The 22,113-nt window shown below is 61.1% G+C and carries 15 protein-coding genes; 5 read left to right on the forward strand and 10 right to left on the reverse strand.

The window, feature by feature from the left end; translation table 11 throughout:
- Nucleotides 1–19: 19 nt before the first annotated feature.
- The 10 genes from AC1Q5O_RS20395 to AC1Q5O_RS20440 form a co-directional block, all read right to left on the reverse strand.
- Nucleotides 20–8,623: a GH36-type glycosyl hydrolase domain-containing protein gene (locus tag AC1Q5O_RS20395; protein ID WP_492565489.1), complete on the reverse strand. Its 8,604-nt coding sequence runs from the start codon at nucleotides 8,621–8,623 to the stop codon at nucleotides 20–22.
- A 361-nt stretch (nucleotides 8,624–8,984) separates the two neighbouring features.
- Nucleotides 8,985–10,022 carry a sulfate/molybdate ABC transporter ATP-binding protein gene (locus AC1Q5O_RS20400; RefSeq protein ID WP_223612245.1) on the reverse strand — a complete coding sequence of 346 codons (1,038 nt, stop codon included), beginning with the start codon at nucleotides 10,020–10,022 and terminating at the stop codon, nucleotides 8,985–8,987.
- An 11-nt stretch (nucleotides 10,023–10,033) separates the two neighbouring features.
- Nucleotides 10,034–10,918, reverse strand: a complete 885-nt coding sequence (gene cysW / locus AC1Q5O_RS20405) for a sulfate ABC transporter permease subunit CysW (RefSeq protein ID WP_223612244.1) — start codon at nucleotides 10,916–10,918, stop codon at nucleotides 10,034–10,036.
- Nucleotides 10,908–11,768, reverse strand: a complete 861-nt coding sequence (cysT, locus tag AC1Q5O_RS20410; RefSeq protein WP_403169255.1) for a sulfate ABC transporter permease subunit CysT — start codon at nucleotides 11,766–11,768, stop codon at nucleotides 10,908–10,910. Before cysT ends, cysW begins: the two co-directional genes overlap by 11 nt.
- A 4-nt stretch (nucleotides 11,769–11,772) precedes the next feature.
- Entirely contained in the window at nucleotides 11,773–12,804 is a 1,032-nt protein-coding gene (locus AC1Q5O_RS20415; RefSeq protein ID WP_492565492.1) for a sulfate ABC transporter substrate-binding protein, read from the reverse strand.
- 226 nt (nucleotides 12,805–13,030) lie between these two features.
- Nucleotides 13,031–13,207, reverse strand: a complete 177-nt coding sequence (locus AC1Q5O_RS20420; protein ID WP_346307838.1) for a hypothetical protein — start codon at nucleotides 13,205–13,207, stop codon at nucleotides 13,031–13,033.
- Between the two features lie 17 nt (nucleotides 13,208–13,224).
- Complete coding sequence (locus AC1Q5O_RS20425; protein ID WP_464662325.1) at nucleotides 13,225–13,731, reverse strand: hypothetical protein; 507 nt, start codon at nucleotides 13,729–13,731, stop codon at nucleotides 13,225–13,227.
- Nucleotides 13,712–13,870, reverse strand: coding sequence for a hypothetical protein (locus AC1Q5O_RS20430; RefSeq protein ID WP_223612239.1), 159 nt, complete (start codon nucleotides 13,868–13,870; stop codon nucleotides 13,712–13,714). Before AC1Q5O_RS20430 ends, AC1Q5O_RS20425 begins: the two co-directional genes overlap by 20 nt.
- 251 nt (nucleotides 13,871–14,121) lie before the next feature.
- A complete protein-coding gene (gene hutC / locus AC1Q5O_RS20435; protein WP_223612238.1) occupies nucleotides 14,122–14,823 on the reverse strand; it encodes a histidine utilization transcriptional repressor HutC in 702 nt (233 codons plus the stop codon).
- On the reverse strand, nucleotides 14,820–16,202 hold the full coding sequence (locus tag AC1Q5O_RS20440; RefSeq protein WP_492565496.1) for a formimidoylglutamate deiminase: 1,383 nt from the start codon (nucleotides 16,200–16,202) through the stop codon (nucleotides 14,820–14,822). Before AC1Q5O_RS20440 ends, hutC begins: the two co-directional genes overlap by 4 nt.
- 85 nt (nucleotides 16,203–16,287) lie before the next feature.
- Here AC1Q5O_RS20440 and hutI point away from each other — a divergent pair, with 85 nt between their 5' ends.
- The 5 genes from hutI to AC1Q5O_RS20465 are packed head-to-tail and all read left to right on the forward strand — an operon-like array spanning nucleotide 16,288 to nucleotide 22,046.
- Entirely contained in the window at nucleotides 16,288–17,481 is a 1,194-nt protein-coding gene (hutI, locus tag AC1Q5O_RS20445; RefSeq protein WP_492565498.1) for an imidazolonepropionase, read from the forward strand.
- A 2-nt stretch (nucleotides 17,482–17,483) separates the two neighbouring features.
- The gene (gene hutH, locus AC1Q5O_RS20450) at nucleotides 17,484–19,025 is read left to right on the forward strand and encodes a histidine ammonia-lyase (protein ID WP_492565500.1); all 1,542 of its coding nucleotides are present in this window, start codon (nucleotides 17,484–17,486) and stop codon (nucleotides 19,023–19,025) included.
- Nucleotides 19,022–19,828 (forward strand): N-formylglutamate deformylase, encoded by an 807-nt coding sequence (gene hutG, locus AC1Q5O_RS20455; RefSeq protein WP_464662332.1) that lies wholly within the window; start codon nucleotides 19,022–19,024, stop codon nucleotides 19,826–19,828. The genes hutH and hutG overlap by 4 nt, the downstream gene beginning before the upstream one ends.
- Entirely contained in the window at nucleotides 19,825–21,495 is a 1,671-nt protein-coding gene (gene hutU, locus AC1Q5O_RS20460; protein ID WP_492565503.1) for a urocanate hydratase, read from the forward strand. Before hutG ends, hutU begins: the two co-directional genes overlap by 4 nt.
- On the forward strand, nucleotides 21,495–22,046 hold the full coding sequence (locus AC1Q5O_RS20465) for a HutD/Ves family protein (protein ID WP_492565504.1): 552 nt from the start codon (nucleotides 21,495–21,497) through the stop codon (nucleotides 22,044–22,046). Before hutU ends, AC1Q5O_RS20465 begins: the two co-directional genes overlap by 1 nt.
- The last annotated feature ends 67 nt before the right edge of the window (nucleotides 22,047–22,113 follow it).

Below are 22,113 nucleotides of genomic sequence, written 5' to 3' on the forward strand. Positions count from 1 at the left end.
GCGGCCACCAGGCCGCTGGCTATTCTCCCGGCACGACTTCCACGAGTACCGTGTGCTCGCCCGATGTCTCCAGCGGAATGCCCGCATCGGCTTTGGCCAGCTTCTTGCCGTCCACAGTGATCTTCCTGCCGCCCTTGGCGGCCGGTTTCACCTCGACGGTATAGCGCGCCTTGCCGTTGCGCAGCACGAAGCTGAAGCCGTCGGTCCATGCCGTCGGCAGGGCCGGATCGACGAACAGCCGGTCATTCCTGCGGCTGATGCCGAGAATGCCTTCCGTTGCCACGCGGTAGAGCCAGCCGGCAGAACCCGTGTACCAGGTCCAGCCGCCGCGCCCGCGCATCGGATCAACCGAATAAACATCAGCAGCGACGACATAGGGCTCGACCCGGTAGGACTCGGCCTTGTCGGCATCCAGCGAATGGTTCACCGGATTGAGCTTGCTGAACCAGCGATAGGCTTCGTCGGCATTTCCAAGCTTGGCCATGGCCAAGACTGCCCAGGTTGCCGCATGGGTATACTGCCCGCCATTCTCACGCACACCCGGCGGATAGCCCTTGATATAACCGGGCTCATGCCGCGTTTTGTTGAACGGCGGTGTGAACAGTTTGATGATATCAACCTCGTCATCGACCAGATGCGTCGCAACGGACTGCATGGCCTGCTTGGCGCGATCGGGATCACCATAGCCGGAGAGAACGCTCCAGGACTGGGCAATGGAGTCGATCCGGCACTCGTCGCTGGTCTTGGAACCCAGCGGCGAACCGTCGTCGAAATAGCCGCGGCGATACCATTCGCCGTCCCAGCCATCCTTTTCCAGCGCCGCCTTGAGGCTTTCGATATGGGCTTCCCACCGCTTGATGCGGTCGGCATCCTTGCGCTGGCGGGCAAGCGGCAGGATATCGCGCAGGGTGCTGATCAGGAACCAGCCCAGCCAGATGCTCTCGCCCTTGCCCTCTTCGCCGACCCGGTTCATGCCGTCGTTCCAGTCGCCGGTGAGCATGAGCGGCAGCCCATGCGCGCCGGTGCGGGCGATTGCCAGATCGAGCGCGCGCGCCGCGTGTTCGTAGACCGTGACTTTATCCGCCGCGATTGTCGGCTGATAGAAGGCATCATGCTCGCCGTTTTCGAGAGCCTTGCCTTCGATGAAGGCGATCTGTTCGTCGAGGATGCTCATATCGCCGGTCACCGAGGTGTAGTGGGCAATGGCATAACCGAGCCACACCACGTCATCGGAAATCATCGTCCGCACACCGGCACCGGATGTCGGCAACCACCAGTGCTGGACATCGCCCTCCTTGAACTGGCGGGCGGCGACATTGAGGATCTGGTGCCGCGCCAGTGACGGGTCTAGCACCAGCATGGACAACGTGTCCTGCAGCTGGTCGCGGAAGCCAAAGGCGCCGCTGGCCTGATAGAAGGCCGTGCGCGCCCAGATACGGCAGGCAAGGCTCTGATAGGGCAGCCAGCGGTTGACCATCACATCGAATGCATCATCAGGCGTATCCACCTGCAGGCCATCGAGGAAGCCGGTCCAGATCGCCTTGGAGGCCGCAAGCGTCTTTTCAAACGGACGCTTCAACTGTTCTGCGAGAACACGCCGTGCCTCGTTGGCACCGGCAGTGTCGCCGATGTAGAACAGGATTTCCCTGGTTTCACCCGCCGCGATCTCCACATCGACGGCAAGCGCCGCGCAGGGATCGCCCCCCGCCTCAACGACGTTGGACAGGGTTTTTGCCTGCAGGACGGCAGCCGGCTGGTCCACCGAGCCCAGAGGGCCGAAGAACTCGGTGCGGTCCGATGTCACCGATTGCGGTTTCACGTTTGCGGCGAAGAATGCCACGTGATCCTTGCGGTCGGTGCCGTAGGGATTGCGGGCAAAGAGTGCACCGCTTTCCGTATCATGCGACGGCACGATGAACGGAGCCGTCTTGGCGCGGGAATTGCCGAGCATCCATTCGACAAAGCCATAGACACGCAACTGCTTGGCTGTCCCGCCATGGTTGGTGATCTTGAGGCTGGACACGCGCACCGGCATGTCCGTATCGATGGTATGGGTCAGTTCAAGGCCGACATTGCCGTGGCGTGACAGGAATGTCGAATAGCCCTGGCCGTGGCGGGTTTCATACTGAACCGATGGATCGCGCAGTACCGAGGCGGTCGGCGAGAACGCGGTTCCCTTGTCCAGATCAACGACGTAGAGCGCTTCGCCGGACCGGTTGATCACGGGATCGTTCGACCATTGGGTCAGCTGATAGTCGCGGCTGTTGCTCGACCAGGTGAAACCTGCACCTTCCGCCGACACGTGGAAGCCGAAGCCCGCATTGGAGATCACATTGATCCATGGCTGCGGCGTGGTGGTCCGGTCGGCAAGACGGACGACATACTCACCGGTCTTCATGTCAAAGCCGCCAAAGCCGTTCCAGAAGGCCAGTTCATTGCCGTCTGTTTTCTGACGACGCTTGCCCACCAGCTGCGTCGGTGCCGGCGCGATGCTGCGCATCTCGTCAAGGCCGGTATCGCCGGTCGCCAGAGCCTTGCCGGCCGGTATGGCGGCAACCGGCTGCAGGTCGGCGGACAGTTCCTCCGTGCGCTTCAGCTGTTCAACCAGCGTGCCGTTCTGCGCGTGCATGACAATGCGGGCAGAGGCGAGCAGCGTGTTGTAGCTCGCATCGCTCATCTGGTCCTTGCGCACGGTGAAGATGTGGACGCGCGGGCCATACTGGCCGCCGCGGTTGCGGCTGTTCTCGCAGATCGCTTCGAGCCCGCGCTGGAAATCCTGGGCGTAGGAGAAGGAGCGTTCGTTGATGACGACGACGTCAACCACAAGCCCCTTTGCCCGCCAGTATTCCTGCGCCTTCAGGACGTTCTTCAGCGTGTCCATGTCGGCTTCGTCATCGATGCGCAGGGCAAGGATGGGGAAGTCGCCGGAGATCGACATCGGCCAGAGGTCGGACTGGCTGCCAAGGCCGGAAGCGATGCTTTCGGCGGGCATGCGCAGGGCCTTGTCCGGATAGATCAGGCTGGTGGCGACGCGCTGGAAATCGGCCGCTTCGTCCGGATTGATCTCGATATGGTGCAGCCGCACCTGCGAACTTGTCCAGGACAGCGAGAATTCGCGGGCAAAGCAGTCGGGATGGCGGAAGCGGGAAACGACCTCCTCCAGCTCGTGCCGGTCCGGGCCGACAAGGGTCCAGAAAACCAGCGTGACGCGCTTGTGCGCGGGAACGCGGACGCGGCAGCGCAGCGACGCGATGGGGTCCAGCACAAAGCCCTGGCTGCCGTTGAGGGTTACACCCTCGTCGAAGGCAACCGGGTTGCGCAGGTTGCGGCCACGGCCGATGAAGGCCCGGCGGTCGGTTTCCGCCTGGATTTCACGCATGGCGCCCGATCCGTCCGTGACCACGTGCGCCACGTGAATATCGGGTTCGTTGCTGCCGCGCTTGCGGCGGGTGGCGTAAATCGTGTCGCCGCGCGGAACGATCTCGGTTTCCACGAACATCTTGGCGAATGCCGGATGCGCCGTGTCCGTATCGTCTGCGGTGAGCACCAGTTCGGCATAGGACGTCACTTCAATGATCCGGTCTTTCGTACCGGTATTGGTGATGATGATGCGGCGGCCTTCGCCGTCGGAATCCGAAGCGACGATGGTTTCCACCGTCGACTGGATCGTACCGTTTTCCTTGACGAATTCGGCCTTGTAGTCGGCGAAGATGGTAGTGCTCTTTTCGCCGGCTGCCCGAACGGGATCGCCGGTTGCCGACCACCATTCACCGCTGTCGAGATCGCGCAGGAACAGGAATGTTCCATAGCCGCTTTCCAGCGGATCCGGCTGGAAGCGGGTGATCGCCAGGCCATTCCAGCGGCTGTAGCCGCCGCCATTGGCGGTGACCATGACGGAATAGTGGCCGTTCGACATGATCTGCGTGGCGCGCGGAGCGGAAAGCGGGTTCTTGATGAAGCGGATGGAGGCCGTTTCTTCGCCGCTTTCCACGGCCTTGCGCATCGGATTGTCGGCCTTGGCCTGCAGGACAGGGATTTCGCGCGGTGCCTTTTCCTGCAGCAGCAGTTCGGCGGCTTCGATGACGGGATCCGAGTGGAAACGGTCGCGCATGCGGCCTTCGAACACGACATTGTTGACGGCAACGATCGACATGCCGTGATGGTGCGCCATGTAGTTGCGCACGATGGCATATTCCTCGTCTTCGCGCACGCGGGAGCGGGTGAAGTCGACGGCATCATAGAAACCGTACTGACCGAGCGCACCCATCGCGCGCAGGCGTTTCAGGTTGGCCACGGCTTCCGCCGGGCGATACTGGCTCGCCATGATGCTGGCATAGGGCGCAACCACATAGTTCTTGGACAGGCCGCGTTTCAGTCCCAGCGTCGGGACGCCGAAATTGGTGTACTGGTAGTTCATCTCCGGATCGCGCGCATTGTAGGCGGCTTCGGAAATGCCCCACGGCAGGCCCTTGGAATCGCCATATTCGATCTGGCGCTGGACGATCAGCTTGTTGGTCTGATCCAGCATCGAGCCCAGCGGTTCGATCATGACCAGGGGCGGCATGAGATATTCGAACATGGAGCCCGACCAGGAGATCAGCGCACCACGCCAGCCAACCGGCACCAGGAGACGACCGAGGCGGAACCAGTGATCGACCGGGATGTCGCCCTTGGCGATGGCAAACAGGCTGGCGAGACGCGCTTCCGAAGCGAGAAGATCGTAACAGCTCGCGTCCAGCTCGTTGGTATCGACGCGGAAACCGATCGACAGCAGGCGCCGTTCCTTGCGCTCAAGGAAGGTGAAGTCGGTGTCGAAGGCCAGCTGGCGGGCGCGGGTGGCCAGCGAAACCAGCCGTTCGCGCAGGCTGTCGGTTCCCTCGTGGGTGCCGATGGCGTCGTCCGTATGGGCCTGACAGGTCTTGACCAGAATCAGCGCCCAACCGTTTGCGGTGGTGCTGAGCGGGCTTTCGAGTTCGCCGTGCAGTTCTTCCGTCAGACGCTGGATGTCACCGGCAAACAGCGAAAGGTTGATGGTGCGCAGCGATGCCGTTTCCGGCTCTTCCTTGATGGTCGTGATGGCGCGGCGGAAATTGGCCACCCGCTCATCCAGGCGGCGACGCAGGGGCCGCAGGACACGGCGTTCATCCGGAATGTCGTTGATGGCTTCCTCAAGGATATCGCTGACATCGAGAATGCCGTCGAGATCGCTTTGCAGATAGACGGACGGAGCCTCCGCCCATTTTTCCAGCGCGGAAGACAGTGCCACGAGATGGCCGGCAAGATTGCCGCTGTCCACCGACGAGACGTAAAGCGGTAGAAGCGGCCGCAGCGTGGTTGTTTCGTACCAGTTGTAGAGATGGCCGCGATACTTCTCCATCTTTTCCAGCGTGGAGAGCGTGTCGTCGATACGGGTCAGCGTCTCGTTGAAGCCGATCCAGCCGAAATCCCGGGCCGCCACGGTCGACAGCAGGTACATGCCGATATTGGTCGGCGATGTACGCGTGGCGATAACCGGATGCGGGTCCTCCTGGAAATTATCCGGCGGAATGAAATTCTGTTCCTTGGTGACGAACGTATCGTAGTAGTGCCAGGTGCGGCGGGCGAAGCGGCGCAATTCGCTCTTGTCGGAAGAGCGGACATTCAGATCATCGAGCGGCTTGGCCGAACGGCTGACCAGCCAGGCAATGATCGGCGAGAAGAACCAGATCACGGCAAACGGCACGGCCAGATACCAGGCACGGCTGTGGGTAGCCAGCGGCAGCGCGATGGCGACGGCAGCCACGATGATCGCGGGCCACATCAGGCGGGTATAATACTGCAGCGTGTCAGGGGCGCTGGCTTTCGCCTGTGCCGCCGCACGCCATTCCAGCAGGTTCTTGCGCGATATGAAGACGCGGTAGAGCGTGCGTGCGATGGCATCGGCCATCAGGCAGGCCATGTTGGCAATGAAGGTGATGCGCAGGGCGATATCGGCGGCGCCGGAGAAAATGTCGGTGAGGATCGCCTGGAAATGGCCCTTCAGCGACAGGTTCATGTTTGTCGGAACAAGATTGGTGAACAGGATCATCGTCGGGACGATGAACATGCTGAAGATCATGAAGAACTGCCACAGGGCAGCGACGCCGGGCGGCAGCAATGTCCAGCCGGCGATGGAGGCGATGATCCAGAAGACCGGCGTCAGCGAGCGGCGCAGATTGTCGGTCATCTTCCAGCGTGTGACGGCGGTCACACCCGGCTTTGTGCTGAACAGATAGGGCAGGAGCTGCCAGTCGCCGCGCGTCCAGCGATGGTGGCGCGAGATGTCGACGTTATAGCCCGTCGGATAGTCTTCAACCACTTCGACGTCACTGACGAGCGCCGCGCGGGCATAGCCGCCTTCCAGAAGATCATGGCTGAGAACGGTGTTCTCGTCGATCTTGCCGTCGAGCGCCAATTCGAAGAAATCGACATCATAGAGGCCCTTGCCGGTGAATGTCCCTTCACCCAGCACGTCCTGATAAACGTCCGAGACGGCAAAGACGTAGGGGTCGATACCGCGGTTGACCGAGAAGACGCGCTGCAGGAACGAGGCATCGTCACCGGTGGTGAGCGAGGGGGTGACACGCGGCTGCAGGATCGCATAGCCGCTGGTCACGCGGCCGGATTTTTCCTTGTAGATCGGTCGGTTGAGCGGATGGCTCAGCTTGCCTGCCAGACGGTTCACCGAATCCGGCGTGAGGCGCGTATCGGAGTCGAGCGTCATCACGAATTTGATGTCGCCGGGCACTTCCTCATTGCTGGGGAAATAGGTTGTATCCTTGTCGCCGCGCAGCAGGAGGTTCAGCTCATGCAGCTTGCCGCGCTTGCGCTCCCAGCCCATCCAGCGGCCTTCCTGCGCATTGTACAGGCGCTTGCGGTGCAGGAGGAAGAAACGCGGGTTGCCGCCCTGCGTATAGTGCAGGTTGAGCGCAGTGACCTTTTCCCGGGCATAGTCGAGAATGTCGAGATCGTTCTCGTTCTGCTCGACCTTGCTGTCCGCCCAGTCGGTGAGCAGCGCGAAATAGATTTCGCCGCGCGGATTGGTCAGATAATGCACTTCGAGGTTGCGGATATGCTCATCGACGGAATCGCGCGAGGTGATCAGCGTCGGCACTGCGACGAGGGTCTTCGCCTCGGGGGGCAGGCCATTCTTGTATTCAAAACCGATCAGCCGTGTCGGCGGCATGAACATCGGAATGATCCAGTTGACGAAACCATTGGCGGTTTCCATCGTCGGGAACACCGCCAGGACCGTCAGCAGCAGGACCGTATCGCTCGGCAGGCCGTAACGGCGCAGCCAGTAATGGATCAGGAACAGAATGCCGATGGAAATGACCGAAGCCGGAATCCACAGGCCGGCGAGCCCGAGTGTCTTGTAGAACCGGACCCAGCGCTGCAGCACGGTTGGGGTCGAGCCGCAGGTTTCTTCCAGCTCCGAGCGGCCGTCGCCGGCGAGATAATAGCCGACGTCGCGCTTGCGCTGCACGGTGACGCTCTTCTCGTCCCCCTTGGTTTCGGCGCTGTGATGGGCGAGGTCAAGGGCGGCCTGGGTGATGTCCTGCTCGCTCTTGCCCGAGCGGCGCGCGATCTTTTCAATCGCCACGCGATAGGCATTACGGGAATGGAAATCGAGCGCATCAAAGTTGGAATGTTCGCGCAGCACCGCATCGACGCCGCTGACCGTCTCGAACCAGGTGATCCAGTCGACGTCGTCGATAGCCTTCAGGCTGCGGATGAGATTGCCCATGGTCACGCCGCCGGTGGACTGGCGCGTATGTTCCTGGATAATAGCGTCTTCGGCGTCGCTGCCGTTCTTTTCCAGCTCTTCCTCAAGCCAGGCGACAGCCGCACCGGAGTGCATGGCGCCGCCGCGCAGGCGGTAAAGCAGATGCGTGGCGAAGGTGCTGTCACGCGCGGCAGTGGTGTACTGGGCCAGAAGCTGCGGCAGGGTATCCTTGTCGGCGTTCAGCGTGATCTCGTCGGCAACGCTGTTGGCATAGGCGCGCATGCGCCGCGCCCGTTCGACGCGCAACGACAGCCGGCGGGCGTTTTCGATGAGAATGAAGCGCACGGCCGAGGGCAGGGCCCAGAGTTCGCCGATATGCAGGGGCGCAACCGTCTGGAATCCTTCGACCACCGCCGTCAGGCTGTTGAGCGAGAACTGGCTGTCCGTATGGGCCGCATAGAGCCAGGCCAGCGCCATGACGCGCGGGATTTCCGGCTTGCCGGCCAGTGGGGGCAGCTGGCGGAAGAACTTCTTCGGAAGATCGCGCTCCACCTGCTGGATGTTCTGGTCGACGAGGTAGTAATTGTCGAGGAGCCACTGGGCCGCCGGAGTAATCGTCTCGCCCTTGCGTGCAGCCGCGTCGGAGGAACGATAGGAATGGAGGATGAGCCGGGCATTTTCCACCGTGCGCTGTTCGAACACCATCGGTTCGTAGTCGGGCAGGCGGATATCTTCCCCGCGCGCCACGCGCGCGCCCAGGTCCCGAAGGTCGTCAATGGATTTGTAATGGGCTCTGATTGGATTGGGTTGGACCGAAAAAATCTGACCAACGGCATTCTTCTGTGGTGTGAAAGATTTAAAAAAAGACAGTAGGGCCATTTGCCTTCGTTTCGGTTGTGAAGAAAAAATCTTCAGGGCTGCAACACAGACGATAATAACGGGTCGACGGACCCATGGAGAAGTTTACGATCTAATCGGGTACGATCAACTAAGCTACCATCACTTTCATCCTTGCCGATCAGTTTTGATGAAAATGAGTCAGATTGCCATTTGTTTATCTTAAGCAATTCGTAGCGGGCTGCACAGGGGCACAGCGCGCAAACTCCTTTGCAGCCGTTTGCGAACGGCGATGGGCTTTGTGAACAGACTGTTTCTGTTTTGATGAACAAGCCCATGACGGCCGGGCAGCAAAAAGCCGGAGCTCATGGAACTCCAGCTTCGGGGGCAAAGGCCGAAAGGGTCAGGCCTGCGGAAAGACCCGCCAATGCTTCGGCCGAAAGGCGATGCGGCTCTTTTCCCGGGCCGGATGATCGGCCGGAATTTCAATCTCGACGCGTTCCGCCGCGCCGCCGATTTCGAGTTCCACGCGCCTTGTCGCACCGACACGGCGGCTGGCAATGACGGTTCCGGCAATGCAGCCGCCGCAGCCGTCGATCAGCTCGACATCGTGCGGACGGAAATAAAGCGTCGCGTTGCCGTCGGGCGCATCGCTTTTCAGGCCGAGTGTGCGGTCCGCAAGCCATACCTCGCCATTGTCGATGCGCACGGTCAGCGAACTTGATTCGCCGATGAAGCCATAGACAAACGGCGAGTTGGGCGTGTCATAAACCTGATCCGGCGTTCCGATCTGCTCGATCTTGCCCTGGCTCATCACCACCACGCGGTCGGCGAGCTCCAGGGCTTCGTCCTGGTCATGCGTCACGAAAACCGTCGTGTGCATGGTCTTGTCGTGAATTTCCCGCAGCCAGCGGCGCAGTTCCTTGCGCACTTTCGCATCCAGTGCGCCGAACGGTTCGTCGAGCAGCAACACACGCGGTTCGATGGCCATGGCGCGGGCAAGGGCAACGCGCTGGCGCTGGCCGCCGGAAAGCTGGGCCGGATAGCGCTTTTCCAGGCCGCCGAGCTGGACGAAATCGAGCAGCTCGGACGAACGGCGGCGGATTTCCTCATTGCTCGGCCGGCTGGCGGAGGGGCGAACCTTGAGCCCGAAGCCGACATTGTCGATCACGGTCATATGGCGGAACAGGGCGTAGTGCTGGAACACGAAGCCGACATTGCGCTCCTGTACGGATTTGAGCGATGCATCCTCGTCGCCGAAAAACACCTTGCCTTCGGTCGGGGTTTCCAGCCCCGCGATCAGGCGCAGAAGCGTCGTCTTGCCGGAACCGGAGGGGCCGAGCAGTGCAATCAGTTCACCCGAATTGATATCGAGCGATACGTCGTGCAACGCCGGGAAGCGATCGAATTCCTTGCGTACACCACTTACGCGAACGTCCATGTTTGTTCCTCTCAGTGTCCGCCATTGGCTGCCAGTTCCGCACCGTATCTCAACTCCAGCAGGGTCTTGAGAACGAGCGTCACCAGCGCCAGAAGCGCCAGAAGCGAAGCCACCGCAAAAGCAGCGACCGTATTGAATTCATTATAGAGAATTTCGACCTGCAGCGGCATCGTGTTGGTCAGGCCGCGAATATGACCTGAAACGACGGATACCGCGCCAAACTCCCCCATGGCCCGGGCGTTGCACAAAAGCACGCCGTAGAGCAAGCCCCATTTGATGTTGGGGAGGGTGACATGCCAGAAGGTCTGCCAGCCGTTTGCCCCGAGGGAAAGCGCCGCTTCCTCGTCGGTCGTGCCCTGCTCCTGCATCAACGGGATGAGTTCGCGCGCCACGAAGGGAAATGTCACGAACACCGTTGCGAGCACGATACCGGGAACGGCGAACAGGATCTCGATTCCCTGCGATTTGAGCCAGGGGCCGAGTGCACTGTGCGTGCTGAACAAAAGCACGTAGACGAGACCCGATATCACAGGGGAAACCGAGAACGGCAGGTCGATCAGCGTCGTCAGGAACGCCTTTCCCTTGAACTCGAACTTGGCAATGGTCCAGGCCGCCACCACCCCGAAGACGAGATTGAGCGGAACGGCAATGGCCGCAACCAGAAGGGTCAGGCGGATCGCGGCGAGCGCATCATGGTCGGCGAAGGCTGCGAAATAGGCGGCGGGGCCCTTGCGGAAGGCCTCGAAGAAAACCGCGATCAGGGGCAGAAGCAGGAACAGCCCGAGAAAGACCAGCGCCACGCCGACGAGGATGAAGCGCGCCGTGCGGCTCTCGGTGGTTGCCGGATGCCAGACATTGGATGCGGCTTCCGGCGGTTGCGGCAACTCATGTCGCATAGCCATACCTCCTGCGGCTCCAGGCCTGGATCAGATTGATGACGAAGAGCATCGTGAACGAAATCAGAAGCATGATGGCGGCGATGGCCGTTGCGCCGGTATAATCGAACTCTTCGAGGCGGATGACGATCAGCAGCGGTGCGATTTCCGAGATATAGGGAAGGTTCCCGGCAATGAAGATCACCGAACCATATTCGCCGACCGCGCGGGCGAAGGCGAGGGCAAAGCCAGTGAGGATTGCCGGAGTAAGGCCGGGCAGCAGAACGCGCGAGATGGTCTGGAAGCGGGTCGCGCCGAGGGTGGCCGCCGCTTCCTCCACCTCCTTGCGGATTTCTTCCATGACCGGCTGCACCGTGCGCACGACAAAGGGCAATCCAATGAAGATCAGCGCGATGGTGATACCAACAGGCGTGAAGGCGACCTTGATGCCCAGCGGATCGAGCCAGCGGCCGATCCAGCCGTTCTTTGAATAGAGGGCTGTCAGCGCGATGCCGGCAACGGCGGTGGGCAGGGCGAAGGGCAGATCGACGATGGCATCGATGATCCGGCGGCCGGGAAAGCGGTAGCGCACCAGAACCCAAGCCACGATAACGCCGAACACCACATTGATCAGAGCGGCGATCAGCGATGTGCCGAAGCTGATTTTCAAGGCGTTCAGCGTGCGCGCGTCGGTCGCGACGTGCCACATGCCGCCCCAGCCCAGCGAGGCGGAGCGCCAGACCAGTCCAGCCAGCGGGATGAGGACGATGAGGGTCAGGTAGGCAAGAGTGAAGCCGAGCGTCATTCCGAACCCTGGAATAACACTCGGCCTCTTAAACCGCCAACCTGCCTTGGCAAGGTTGGAGATCATGCTGTTACTTTTTCGGCTTGTAAATCTGGTCAAACGTTCCGCCATCTCCGAAGTGATAGGGCTGTGCTTTTGCCCACCCGCCGAAGATTGGATCATCGATTGTCACCAGTTTCAACTCCGGCAGTTTTTTCAGGAGATCCGCCGATACCAGCTTGGGCTCGGAAGGGCGGTAAAAGTGCTTCGCTGCAATGGTCTGGCCTTCTGCCGAGTAGAGATACTGGAGATAGGCTTCAGCCACCTTGCGCGTGCCCTTGGCATCGACATTGCCGTCGACAACGGCAACGGGCGGCTCGGCAAGGATGGATTGCGGCGGCACGACAATGTCGAATTTGTCGGCGCCGAATTCATTGGAGGCAAGATAGGCTTCGTTTTCCCAGGCAAGCAGCACGTCGCCAAGTTCACGCTGGGCAAAGGTCGTGGTCGATCCGCGTGCGCCCGAGTCAAGCACCGGGACATGCTGGAACAGATTGCCGATATAGTCCTTGATCTTGGCTTCGTCGCCACCGTATTGGCCATTGGCCCAGGCCCAGGCCGCAAGATAATTCCAGCGTGCCCCGCCCGATGTCTTGGGGTTCGGCGTGATGACTTCGATCCCATCCTTGATGAGATCGCCCCAGTCCTTGATGCCCTTCGGATTGCCCTTGCGCACCAGGAAGACGATGGTTGACGTATATGGTGCAGAATTGTGCGGATATTTGGTACGCCAGTCGGGATTGATCTTTTTGGTTGCCTTGGCGATGGCGGAGATGTCGCTTTCAAGCGCCAGCGTCACCACATCGGCATCGAGCCCGTCGATCACCGAACGGGCCTGCGCGCCGGACCCGCCATGCGATGTCTGGATGGTCAGCGTTTCCCCGGTATCCGCCTTCCATTTCGCCGCAAAAGCCGCGTTGTAATCCTTGTAGAGTTCGCGGGTCGGGTCATACGAGACGTTCAGCAGCGTCGTATCCGCATGGGCGGCAGACAGCGATTGAAAGGAAACTGTTGCGGCGAATAAAGCAGCCGCAAGCGATAGGGATATACGGGAATGTTTCATGCCTGCCTCCGTGTAGTGTGACCTAAAGCGTAGCAGAGCGTCCCGCAGAGCGGGCGTTGGAAAGAATTCCTTTTATATCGATAAATTAGAAAATTCTACCTGAATACCATAGTCTACAGAAATGGTAGTCTATTCCGGATCGGTGGTGGAATTTGACCGCAGCAGGATTCTTTCCCTGCGGCAAGGAAGTGGTACCGGCCCGCGGCCGGTACTGGGCTGGAGGCCCTTATTTGCGTATCAGCAGGTCAACCGGCGTGATCTCTGCGACTTCGGTGTATGTGCTGGTCACTGTCCTGGCTTCGATCGAGGCGCGCACTGTGAGTGGCGTGACAAAGATCGCCAGTGTCAGCAATGCGGTGGCGGCGATTGAAAGGCGTCGTTCCATGCGTGCGTTGATGATCATTGGTTTTCCCCTTCGTCCTAGTGGTATTTTGCCCGCAGCGGGCGGGAAATGATGTCGTCGATGGCAAATTTAGGGATCGGCAAAAGCACCTGATCCAGCTCGGCCAAGGTTTCGGCAAAACCGATGGCTGCATTCTCAACCTCTTCCTGGCGGGAGGGGCATGCCATGGCATTGAGGCAGGTTCGTGCCGCAAGCATGTCGCAATTTTGAAGTCCGGCGATCAGCCCCAAAGTCAGGCATTCTTCCTTGCACACGTGATGCGAGCCGAATGGAAACGTCTTCAGCGGGCACAGGGCGCAGTGGCGCAACGTGCGGATGAAGAACGAGAGTTCCGACAGGGCGCGGTTGCCTTCACGGCTGCCTAGAATTTCGCTGTACAGGCCAAACGCCATTTCCCAGGCGATCACCGAACCGGTTTCAAAACCGGCAGTCCACCGGCGATAGCCTTCCAGCACGAGTTTTTCCGGAGCCCGGTCGAAGTAGCAGCCTGTCCCTTGCCCTGCTTCAGATGCGCGTGGATACATGCCCACTCCCATCCTGTTCATTGTTGCGGCATGGGCGGGCAACGGGCTGCGTCAGCCGGTTCAGGCCGGGTGCGGGACGTGGAAGCTGCGCATGCAGCATGAAAACCACGCGCAGGCGTGGCAGAAAAAGACCTATCATAGGGTCCTCCAATCGAACGGGTTCAAGGCCCAGACATCAAAGGTATGCACTCGTGTGCTTGTGCATAAAGGCAATGACTTATTCCAAAGTCAAATGATAATTTTCGAAAAGCATGAAAAATATCAATAACTTAGAATGATTCTAGGAAATTATGAGTTTTTTAGTAGACAATTGTTCTGGCAAGCTGACAAATCATCGCACCCCGACGGCGCGCGACAGTCCATTCCTTGCGTCATCCAGCCGAATGTCTTCTAGAGCTGCGTGACCATGCGGTGCGAGGCGGGGTGGATCATCCGCACGAATGTGATCGGCTTCTGCGGCACGAAGGTGACGCGTTCCACAATGAACACGGCGTCCTTTTCGCTGACACCGAGAATATCAGCCTCCTGCGCGCTCGCCACGCCGGCGTGAAAGACGATCTCGGCCTGCGAGAACGGTGAGTGGGTCACCAGCCATTCGTTCGGGCTGATGGTCTCGAATGTCTCGCCGCGGATGGAAGGCACCGCATCAAGATTGATCCAGCGATCCTCATATTGATACGGCTTGCCGTCGGAGAGGTGCAGGCAGCGCACGTGCAGCATGTCTTTGGCCTTGGCGAGGCCCATGCGGCGGGCAACATCTCCCGGTGCTTTCTCCACCTGGTTGGAAAGCAGCCTGAACTGGTAGGCGCCGCCCTTTGTCTCGATTTCCTGCCGGACGATGGGAATGACAAAGCGCGCTTCCCGCATCGGGTGCAGGGCTACCCGGGTTCCGGCCTTGCGCTTGCGCACGAGGACGCCGCCCCGCGCCAGTTCCTGCAGGGCGCGGTTGACCGTGGCGCGTGCGCAGCCGAATTCAATGGACAGCACTTCCTCTCCGGGGATCAGTGCGCCGGGTGCCCAGACCCGCTCGGCGATGCGCCGGGCCATTTCCGCTTTGATGGCATGGAAGGATTTTCGCGCTGTTGCCGTCACACCCGCTCCAGAACCGACGCAAGCCGCGTCTTGTAGGTTGCAAAGATTTGTTCCCGCGCGTGGTGACGTCCCTCATGCACCACATGACGGCCCGCCGACCACACATCGGTCACCGCGTGTCTGTCGCCTGCAAAAATCCAGCCGTCAAGCAACCGGTCACCCCGGAGGCCGAGGATCGCGGGATTATCGGCATCGAGTGCAACCATGTCGGCCCATTGTCCAACGGCAAGACGGCCGCCATTGCGGCCCAAGGCCTGCATTCCGCCCGCAAGCGCGGTGTCATAGAGCGTACGGCCGTTGGATTTGCCATCGACGGAAAGCGTGACCCGTGAGACATCGCGCAAACGCTGGCTGTATTCGAGCTGCCGCAGTTCCTCCGATGGTGAAATGCGGATGTTGGAATCCGATCCCGTACCGAACCGCCCGCCAGCACCCAGATAGCGCACGCCATCAAAAATGCCATCGCCGAGACTTGCCTCGGTCAGCGGGCAGAGGCCGACCACCGCGCCGCTGGCAGCAACACGCAACGTTTCTTCCGGTGTCATGTGCGTCGAATGAATGAGGCACCAGCGCTCATTGACGGGCAGATGGTCCAGCAGCCAGCTCATGGAGCGCTGGCCATAGACTGCCTGGACTTCTGCCAGTTCCGGCAGCTGTTCGGCGATGTGGATGTGGAAGGGCATGGCGGCAAACCGGCGCTCCAGCTCCAGAAGGTCGCGTTCGCTGACGGCGCGGATCGAATGCGGTGCGACGCCGAAACCCGCATCGGGACCTGTTTGCCGCGCGGCCTTTTCCGCGGCCTCCGCCAGTTTGGAAAAGCGCTCGAGGTCGTTACCGAAACGCAATTGCCCGCCTGCAAGCGCGCGCCCGTCGACGCCGCCCTGCGCATAGGCAACCGGCAGCAGCGTCAGGCCGATACCGCTCGCGCTGGCGGCAGCGGCGATGCGCTCCGATAATTCGCCGAGGCTGGCATAGGGGGGGCCGCCCGGCTGGTGATGGACGTAGTGAAATTCGGCCACGCTGGAATAGCCGGATTCGAGCATTTCGACGAATGCGAAGGCCGCAATGGCTTCGATATCGTCGGGATCGAGAATATCGAGAAAGCGGTACATGATCTCGCGCCACGTCCAGAAACTGTCGCGGCCTGCCGGGCTGCGCGCTTCGGAAAGGCCGGCCATGGCCCGCTGGAATGTGTGGCTGTGCAGATTGGCCTGCGCCGGGAGGAGAACAGCGGTACGATGACTGTCAACGGGCGCAGTGCTGTTTGCGTCCACCGACACGATCTGCCCGCTCGCGCCGATCTGCACGAGGACGTCGCGTTCCCAGCCTTTTTCCGTGAGGGCCGTGCTCGCAAAAACAGATTTTTTGGCTTCGCTCATTTCTTCTCTCATCCCCGGATTGACATAATATGTATATACATAATAACGTCATGAGCAAGCACTAATGGGGATGGTATCAAGGTCGATGAGGAAAATTCTGTCCGGATTGAGGATCGCGACGCTGGAGAATACCGGTGCGTCCTATGGTCTGATCGACGCGGGTGCGATCGGCATTGAAGGGGATCGTATTTCCTGGGTTGGCACCGCTGTTCCGGATGACTGGAAAGCTGTCGAGGTGCAGGATTTCGGTGGCCGCCTGGCGACGCCGGCACTGATCGACTGCCACACTCATCTGGTTTTCGGCGGCAACCGCGCCCGCGAGTTTGAAATGCGCCTTGAGGGCGCCAGCTATGAGGAAATCGCCCGGGCTGGCGGCGGCATTGTTTCCTCGGTGAAATCGACCAATGGTCTGTCGGAAGATGAACTCGTCGCGCAAAGCCTGCCGCGGCTTGACACCCTGCTGGCGGAGGGCACTTCCACCGTTGAAATCAAGTCCGGCTACGGCCTCAACATCGAGGCGGAGCTGAAAATGCTGCGGGTGGCGCGCCGCCTCGGCACGTTGCGTCCCGTGCGCATCCGCACCAGCTATCTCGCTGCCCATGCGGTGCCGCCGGAATATCGCGGCCGCGCGGATGATTACATCAGCGAAGTTGTGCTGCCGGGTCTCGACGCCGCCCATGCGGAAGGTCTGGTCGATGCGGTCGACGGCTTTTGCGAAGGTATTGCCTTCTCGCCGGCCCAGATCACGCGTGTGTTTGACCGGGCGAAAGCTCTTGGCATTCCGGTCAAGCTGCATGCGGAACAGCTGTCCAATCTCGGCGGTGCCATGCTTGCCGCATCCTATGGCGCACTGTCTGCCGATCATCTTGAATATCTCGACGAAGACGGTGCCAATGCGATGGCTGCGGCCGGTACTGTTGCGGTGCTTCTGCCCGGTGCCTTCTATGCATTGCGGGAAGAACAGGCGCCGCCGGTCAAAGCCCTGCGCGCCGCCGGTGCCCGCATCGCCATCGCCACGGACTGTAACCCCGGTACATCGCCGCTGACATCGCTGCTCCTGACCATGAACATGGCCTGCACCCTGTTCCGCCTGACCGCCGAGGAAGCGCTGGCGGGTGCAACGCGCGAGGCAGCGCATGCGCTGGGATTGCAAAACGATCTTGGCACCATCGCTCCCGGCAAACGCGCCGAAATCGCCATCTGGAACGCCGCGCAGCCCGCAGAACTCTGCTACCGCATCGGCTTCAATCCCCTCCACCAGCTTATCTTGAAGGCTTGACCATGACTGTCGTCCTCCACCCCGGTTCCGTTCCTCTGGCTGAACTGGAAAAAATCTATTGGCAGGGCACGCCTGTCCGGCTCGATGCATCGTTTCACAAGGGGATTGCAGCCGCAGCTGCGCGCATCGCCGAAATCGCAGCCGGCAGCGCGCCGGTCTATGGCATCAACACCGGGTTCGGCAAGCTTGCTTCGATCCGCATCGACGCCGCCGATGTGGGGACGCTCCAGCGCAATCTGATCCTGTCGCATTGCTGCGGTGTCGGCAACGCGCTGCCGGAAAACATTGTCCGCCTGATCATGGCCCTGAAGCTGATCTCGCTCGGCCGCGGCGCTTCGGGCGTACGCCCGGAACTGATCAGCCTTATCGAAGCGATGCTGGCCAAGGGCGTCATTCCTGTCATTCCCGAGAAAGGTTCCGTGGGCGCTTCCGGCGATCTGGCGCCGCTGGCGCATATGGCCGCGGCGATGATCGGCGAGGGTGACGTGACCTTTGGCGGGACGCGGATGCACGCCAGCGAAGGCCTTGCCAAGGCCGGCCTCACGCCGGTCGTGCTCGCCGCCAAGGAAGGGCTTGCGCTCATCAACGGCACGCAGGTTTCAACGGCGCTGGCGCTCGCGGGCCTGTTCCGGGCGCATCGCTCTGCCCAGTCGGCCCTGATCACGGGGGCCCTGTCCACCGATGCGGCGATGGGTTCCTCAGCGCCGTTCCACCCCGATATTCACACCCTGCGCGGCCATCGCGGCCAGATCGATACGGGTGCCGCGCTGCGCCGCCTGCTCGAAAATTCGCCGATCCGCGAAAGCCATATCGAAGGTGACGAGCGCGTTCAGGATCCCTATTGCATCCGCTGCCAGCCGCAGGTCGACGGCGCCTGCCTCGATCTCTTGCGCATGGCGGCGCGTACGCTGGAAATCGAAGCCAATGCGGTCACCGACAATCCGCTGGTTCTTAGCGACGGCTCGGTGGTATCGGGCGGCAACTTCCATGCGGAACCCGTTGCTTTCGCCGCCGATCAGATCGCCATTGCCATCTGCGAAATCGGATCGATCGCCCAGCGCCGTATTGCGCTGCTGGTCGATCCGGCATTGAGCTACGGCCTGCCTGCTTTCCTTGCCCGCAAACCGGGTTTGAATTCCGGCCTGATGATCGCCGAGGTCACCTCAGCGGCGCTGATGTCGGAAAACAAGCAGATGTCGCATCCGGCCTCGGTTGATTCCACGCCGACCTCGGCCAATCAGGAAGACCATGTGTCCATGGCCTGCCATGGTGCGCGCCGCCTGTTGCAGATGACGGACAATCTGTTCTCCATCATCGGCATTGAGGCACTCACCGCCGCGCAGGGCATCGACCTGCGCAGCCCACTGCAGACCAGCCCGGAACTTACCCGCGCCCATGCCGCGATCCGTTCCGTCGTGCCGACGCTGGACGAGGACCGCTACATGGCGCCGGACCTGAAGGCCGTGTCCGATCTCGTCGGTTCCGGGGCGCTCAATTCAGCAATCTCCCCCGACATCCTGCCAGCACTGGATACCGGCCTATGAGTGTTGTTGACGTCAAGCAGGGGGCGTCTCCGGTCATTCTTGGCCTGCCGCACACCGGCACCGAGGTTCCCGCCGATATCTGGGCACGGCTCAACGAGAACGGCCAGCTGCTGGCCGATACGGACTGGCATATCCATACGCTTTATGACGGGCTTCTGCCGGAAGCGACGACCGTGCGCGCCACCTTCCACCGTTATGTGATCGACGCCAACCGCGATCCGGAAGGCGTCAGCCTCTATCCCGGACAGAACACCACCGGCCTCATCCCGGAAACGGATTTCGACGGCAGGGCGATCTGGCGTGACGGCGAAAAACCCGCCGCCGCCGATACGCAAAAACGGCTTGAGCATTTCCACAAGCCCTATCACGCCGCCCTGGCGGCGGAGATCAAGCGCGTGCAGGACATTCACGGCCTCGCCATTCTCTATGATTGCCACTCCATCCGCTCGCACATCCCGTTTCTGTTTCAGGGCAAGCTGCCGGATTTCAACATCGGCACCAATCAGGGCGCGAGCTGTGCTCCAGAGGTGGCGGCAGCCACCGGCCGGTTTGCCTTTGCCGCACCGGGTTACGACGGCGTGATGAACGGACGCTTCAAGGGTGGCTGGACCACGCGCCACTACGGCAAGCCGGAAAAGGGTGTGCATGCCATCCAGATGGAGCTGGCGCAGTCCACCCATCTGCAGACCGAAGCGCCGCCCTTTGCCTATGACGAGACGAAGGCCGAGCGCCTGCGCAAGCATCTCAAGGACATTCTCGAAAATCTCGAACAAACCGCCTTCAAGCTCGGGAGCTTAAAATGAACAATCCACGTCACAATATCCGTGAAATCCGCAGCCCCCGCGGACCGGAACTCAATACCAAATCCTGGATGACAGAAGCGCCCCTGCGCATGCTGATGAACAATCTTGATCCGGATGTGGCCGAAAACCCCAATGAACTGGTAGTCTATGGCGGCATCGGCCGCGCCACGCGCACATGGGACGATTTCGACAAGATCGTTGCGACCCTGAAGACCTTGAACGAGGACGAGACCCTGCTGGTGCAGTCCGGCAAGCCGGTCGGCGTGTTCCGCACCCATGCGGATGCGCCGCGCGTCCTCATCGCCAATTCCAACCTCGTTCCCCATTGGGCGACATGGGATCATTTCAACGAACTGGATAAGAAGGGCCTGGCCATGTACGGCCAGATGACCGCCGGTTCGTGGATCTACATCGGCACGCAGGGCATCGTGCAGGGCACCTACGAGACCTTCGTCGAGGCGGGCCGCCAGCATTACGGCGGCAATCTCAAGGGCAAGTGGATCCTCACCGGTGGCCTTGGCGGCATGGGCGGCGCACAGCCGCTGGCGGCTGTCATGGCCGGTGCCTGCTGTCTCGCCATCGAGTGCAATCCGGATTCGATCGATTTCCGCCTGCGCACCCGTTATGTCGATGCCAAGGCCGAAACGCTGGATGAGGCGCTTGCTATGATCGACCGCTGGACCAAGGCCGGCGAAGCCAAGTCCGTCGGCCTCCTCGGCAATGCCGCGGAAATCCTGCCGGAACTGGTGCGCCGCGGCGTGCGCCCCGACATTGTTACCGACCAGACCTCGGCGCATGATCCGATCAATGGCTACCTGCCCAAGGGCTGGTCAATCGCCGAATGGAAGGCCAAGCGCGAAAGCGACCCCAAGGCGGTCGAGAAGGCTGCCCGTGCCTCCATGCGCGAGCATGTGGAGGCGATGATTGCCTTCTGGAACGCCGGCGTACCGACGCTCGACTATGGCAACAATATCCGTCAGGTCGCCAAGGACGAAGGACTGGAAAATGCCTTCGCTTTTCCCGGCTTCGTTCCCGCCTATATCCGTCCGCTGTTCTGCCGCGGTATCGGTCCGTTCCGCTGGGCGGCGCTGTCGGGCGATCCGGAGGATATCTACAAGACGGACGCCAAGGTGAAGGAACTCACCCCCGGCAATACCCATCTGCACAACTGGCTCGACATGGCGCGCGACCGTATCGCCTTCCAGGGCCTTCCCGCCCGCATCTGCTGGGTCGGCCTGGGTGATCGGCATCGCCTGGGTCTTGCCTTCAATGAGATGGTGCGCAACGGCGAACTCAAAGCCCCCATCGTCATCGGGCGCGATCACCTCGATTCCGGTTCCGTCGCCTCGCCGAACCGCGAGACCGAAGCAATGAAGGACGGTTCGGATGCGGTTTCCGACTGGCCGCTGCTCAATGCCCTGCTCAACACGGCATCAGGCGCCACATGGGTGTCGCTGCATCATGGCGGTGGTGTCGGTATGGGCTTCTCGCAGCATGCGGGCATGGTGATCTGCGCCGACGGCACGGATGATGCCAAGCGCCGCATCGAACGGGTTCTGTGGAACGATCCGGCCACCGGCGTCATGCGCCATGCGGATGCGGGCTACGAGATCGCCATCGATTGCGCCCGGGAAAAGAGCCTCAACCTGCCGGGTATTCTCGGCTGATGCGCATCCTGCGTTCGGCCGGGCACCGGCAGATGCCTTGGAAAAACGGCAAGGGTGTCACCACCGAGATTGCCGTTTTTCCCGAAGGCGCATCGGTCGACAGCTTTGACTGGCGTATCAGCATGGCAAACGTTCCGGAATCCGGCCCGTTCTCGGCCTTTCCGGGCGTCGACCGCGTGCTGGCCGTGCTGGAAGGCGAGATGATATTGAGTGTGGATGGCCGGCCGCCTGAAACGCTCGGTCCATTGTCTCCGGCGATTGCCTTTCCCGGTGATACCCCGACAAGCGCGGTGGTGCTGCGCGAGGTTACGGACCTCAATGTCATGGTCCGGCGCGGAAAATTTACAGCTCAGGTCAGAAGGTGTGGCGACGCGATCGTTGCGGGCAAGGGCGGCCATGCATTTCTGTTTCTGCGCGGCGAGGCAGAACTCACGAGCGGCGAAACGCTCGGCGCAAATGATGTTCTGCAACTCGCCCAAGCCGAAACGGTGACGTTCAAAGATGTGCCCTCGAGCGCATGGCTGGTGGAGATCGACCGGCTTTCTGCCTAGGCGATCCGGCATTTGTCGCTTTGCCGCATAGATTTCCCGCGCAAGCTGCGTTATCTGGTTGGCAGGA

The sequence above is a fragment of the Phyllobacterium sp. MT110 genome (assembly GCF_058792715.1).